The 4,368-nt window shown below is 66.3% G+C and carries 2 protein-coding genes; one reads left to right on the top strand and one right to left on the bottom strand.

Annotated features, from left to right (window positions below):
* Positions 1–1,026: 1,026 nt before the first annotated feature.
* On the top strand, positions 1,027–1,539 hold the full coding sequence (locus IEY75_RS20580) for a PAS domain-containing protein (protein ID WP_189116044.1): 513 nt from the start codon (positions 1,027–1,029) through the stop codon (positions 1,537–1,539).
* Here the strand turns inward: IEY75_RS20580 and IEY75_RS20575 are convergent.
* Positions 1,434–3,272: a hypothetical protein gene (locus IEY75_RS20575; protein ID WP_189116043.1), complete on the bottom strand. Its 1,839-nt coding sequence runs from the start codon at positions 3,270–3,272 to the stop codon at positions 1,434–1,436. The two genes, IEY75_RS20580 and IEY75_RS20575, sit on opposite strands and share 106 nt — an antisense overlap.
* Positions 3,273–4,368: the final 1,096 nt, after the last annotated feature.

The raw sequence follows: 4,368 nt of genomic DNA, 5'->3' as shown, positions 1-4,368 counted from the left end.
CGGTGCGCCGTCGGCGCCGGTCGGTACCGGCTACCGGTGCCGTTCCACCGCACGGCGCCGGTGCGCCAGTCCCGGCACTGGACGAAGCGCGGGCGGTCGGCGGCGAGGAGCAGGTGCGCGCCGTACCCAAAGTTGTCCACATGAACCGGGAGTGGTGCGGCACTGGTGGGATAGCTCATGGGCGACGGTGTGGCGCCGCGGCGTCGTGGCGTGCGCGGAGCCGGACGGCAGGTACACCGTGGAGGTAAGCCAAGGCCCGCAAGAAGCGCGCGTGTGCTCGCCGACCTGGCCGAGGCCAAGGCGGAGGCGTGCTGGCATCTGCTCCCCGATGTCCAGTGGCGGGAGCTGTCCGAGTCCTACCGCCGGGCGCGCGGTGACGGCTGAACGACGAAACCGGCCTCCCGGCCGAAGCCGAGACGGGGTGGTTTTGTCGCCCGGTGGGCGCACCCGTTTTAGATCACCACAGCGGCCAGACAGCTAAGCTGACATGCGAATCGTTGAACCTTGCGCCGCCCTACCCGCCAAACCGAAGGAACACCGCCATGTTCGGGCTCAAGCGCTCCGATCTTGCTCTGGCCGCCCTGTTCGCGCTGGTCTTCGGGATGTAGCCCGGACACGACGAAGCACGTCGGTGTACTTCAACCAGCCGGACCCGCCTATCTCCGGCAACCCGTCCGGGCCCGCAGCAACCCCTCGGTGTCAGCCTCAACCACCCCACGAACCGCCCCCGATCGCTCGACGCCGTCGAGCCGCGAGGTCGCTCGCGGCACAGCCGGGGCTGGCACGCTACACATCGGGTGTGACATCTCACCGACCGTGATTGTCGGCTGTGGATGCATCGGAGACCGCAGTCGTAGCGGCTGGGCGCGACGCATCGGCCGGCTCACACTCCAGCAGTACGAGCCACAAACTAATCGGCACCCCCGTGGTCCGCGCACGCCCCGGTCCGGCACGTGGTCGATACGGTGACCTGGTGACGGCAGGCCAACCCGCCCCGCCCGCGGCGCCGCAACCGGCGGTAGACCGTTGGCGGTACTCGTGACGGGTGTCTCGGGCGCGGGCAGGTCCGCGCTCCTCGCCGCGCCGGTGTACAGCCCTGTCGACAGTGCGGGGGGCCGCACCTTTCGCGGCTGGATTCTGATGGGACTGCGCGGCCAGGATTTCATCAGCCAGACGTTACGGAGCACCGCGCAAGATCTGCTCGGTGTCACCCTTCAGGCGAACCTGCTAGCACTCATCATGGACAGCATCAGCGAAGCGGTGATCGTGGTGGACCGGTCGGGCCTCCTCGTGCACCACAACAGCGCCGCCGCCCCGATCACCGGACCCGGCGGCGACAGGGCTTGGCTAGGGAGCCAGTCGGTATATCGCCTGGACGGCTCGTTGTTCGCCACCGAGGACCTGCCGTGCGTCATGAATGATCGGCTGTCGTGCTACGCCGCCGCCGGTGCTCGGGAGGGTGCCGGCTGCCGTTGCTCGATTACCGGCTCGAAGAGGACCGGTAGCGTGGTCGCCGACCGTATGGTCACCTCTGCGTAGTCGGGGTCCGCGGCGTGACCGTGCAGAGTCACCTTGGCCGGTCCGGCGATCAGGAGTGGGCTGCGGATTACGTCGGCCTCGACGACCTGCCGGGTCGGTTCTCCGGCACGGCAGGCGATTGTGACCTGATCCGACTCCAGTTGCGGGAGGTTGTCCTCCCGCGACTGCCGGACCTCGGCCCACAGTCTGACTTCGGTTGACTTGCTGCAGGTCACCGTCACCGGCAGGTACGCCCGAGCGCTCACGTCACCGAAGGTGGCCGACGGCGTCAGGCTGAGGCCCAAGGTGAGGTCTGGGGGCTGGGGCGGGTTGTCGATGAGCACATGCCCGCGCAGCGCGCTGGCGCTGTTGTTGCACCGCTGGGTGAAGTCCGCTGCCAGGCGCTCAACGTATCCGTGCGCGGTCAGCCGCAGTTCCGTGATGGTGAATTCGCCGGTGGTCGCGCAAGCCCGGCCGTCACCGCTGAGGTCCAGGAACGGCCGCCCCTGCACATCGCCGCCGACCGCGTCGGCGTACCGGCCCACGCGCAGCCGCTGCCCGGAGGCGGCCCGCATAACGAGAGTCCAGCTTTTGCTGTCCCGGCCGCTCACGTCCAGCTTCACGGCGTTCCCGGCGAGGAAGTGGTGGGCGTCCCACCTGTCGCCCGCCGAGACTCCGTACGTCCACTTTCGGCCCAGGCTGACAGAGTCTCCGCGGTCGCCGCTGAATTCCAGAAGGCCAGCCGCGACCGGCGGCAGCCGCCGACCTACTGCGTGGGCGACGGATGGGGCGGCGTTGCCGGCCAGCGCGGCCACGCTGGCCGGTGGGACGGCCGCCACGGTCACGATGGTCCGCGACCGGGCGGTCTCGCGCACCAGGAAGTCTGGATCGTCGGCGGCCGCCGTCACCTCCACCTCCACCCGGCCGTCAGCGAACGGAGTGAAGTCGGCGGCGGTGCTGCCCGACCACTTGACCGGGGCGCCGGGCCGGCAGCCGCGGTCACCGGTGACGCTCAGCGGACGGCGCAGAAGCTCACCGCCGACGGTCTGCCGGGCCTGCGCCCACACCGTCACCGCAACGGACTTGGTACAGGTCACCGCTCCGGTGAAGGTCGACCGTCCGGTACCGGGACTGCGTACCGCTGTCCGGTCCACGACGCTGGCAAGTACCAACTCAGCCATGGGCGGGGCGACCACCCGAACCTCCCCGGTGAGTACCTGAGGGCTGGCGTCGCAGGTCATGCGGAACACGGCGGCGATCCGCTCGATGTAGCCGTGCGGCCCCCGCACCAGCTCAGTGACGGTGAAAGACCCGTTGACCCGGCCACAGGCCCGACCGGGCGCCCACACCGCAAGCCCCGGCGCCTGGCCGCGGCCAGCGGGCCGGACAGCATCGGGATACTCGCCGACAGCCAGCGGGATGCTCCCCGGACCAGCCAGCTCCACCGCCCAGTCCTCGCCACCTGAATCCCGGACGTCGACACGCAGCTCCCCGCGCGTGGTGGTGTACGCGGCCAAACGATCACCGCGCGCCGGCGAAAACATCCACGCCCGCCCACCGGTGAGGTACTCACCCGGGTCGCCGGACAGCCGCACCACGCTGTCCGACGAAGGCCGGTCTCCGCCGGCTCGGGCCGGACCCACAGGAGCCATACACAGAACAGCCAGCAGAGCGGCAGCCCCGCCGAATACCCGCCACATCATGCGGACCTGCTTCATCAAGATCGCCCCCGAATCGCCGCGATATTCGGCCACGACGATAGTCCGCTGTAGAATGGCGCACGAGCCGCAGGCGCAAATGCCGCATATCAGACCCAAAGCCTCAGGTCACCAGGCCGCTCCGAAACCGCCAACGAGTGACTCACTGCGTGGATGTCCCCAACCCAAACAGCGGTGGTATCCACGCCCCAGGGCGGCGTCTCCTTTGGCCTGGTTCAGATCATCGGTCACCACGGCTAGTGGCGGTCGTCTCCGAGGTCGTTGGCATACAGCTCCCGCCGTTTCGCGCCCCGTCCGTGGGCGCCGGAGTCCCAGGACTCGGCCAGCGGGGCCACATGGTCGATGTCCGGCGGTACGCGGTACGCAAATGCATCGGAAACTGCGGTGAACCAGGATACGGTCTGGAGCCGAGGTCGTCCCGCACCTCGTCTGATCTGCCAACAGGACGAAAGTGGCTCTCTCTATAAAGACGTGGGACTCGTCGGTCTAGCTACTTAATCGTTGGAAATTTTTCCTCCGCCCTCAGCGTCATCGTCGGCCTTACATACTAGTTTGTAAGTGCCGTGGAGGTTCGGCACCGTCTTTTCTTTGCCCATGTGGTACCAAACTTCGGTCAGAGAGGCCACCTTAGCTCCACTATTAGTGTCGATCAGTGCGCAACTTGCGGTGCCATTCGATGGCCTATAGATGCGCATTTTGATGTAATGGCCACTGGCGTTTGCCGGAAGATAGCCCGTGACACAGCTACTTGCTCCGCCAAGCGTTATGAAACACTCCGTACTCGCAGCAAAGGCCGGTGTCGCGGCACCTCCAAGTACCATTAAGGCCACTGTGCCACCTGCGGCGAGCCTACTAGCGTTTCGCATGAAGGAATCTGTGATCATTGCGCTTCCCATTTTCGACTATCAGGCAATTCACTACTCTGTCATCAAGCCTCGCAAATATCGCACAGAAATTTTTTTGCAGGTGTAACTGAAGTCATAGTATCGGATTATGGGCAACTACCACTGAAGTGATCTCAGCAAGTATTCATTGCTGATTCGGTACGACACGGGCGAACGGGTCATTCCGGACGGTGCTCGAAACGGACGTGGAGCCATCGATAGACAGGTCTTTGCGACAAGATCGGTCT

The organism is Pilimelia terevasa (genome assembly GCF_014647915.1).
Lineage (GTDB): Bacteria > Actinomycetota > Actinomycetes > Mycobacteriales > Micromonosporaceae > Pilimelia > Pilimelia terevasa.
Note: the sequence above shows the minus strand (reverse complement) of the source record. Positions and strands in the feature narration are given on the sequence as shown.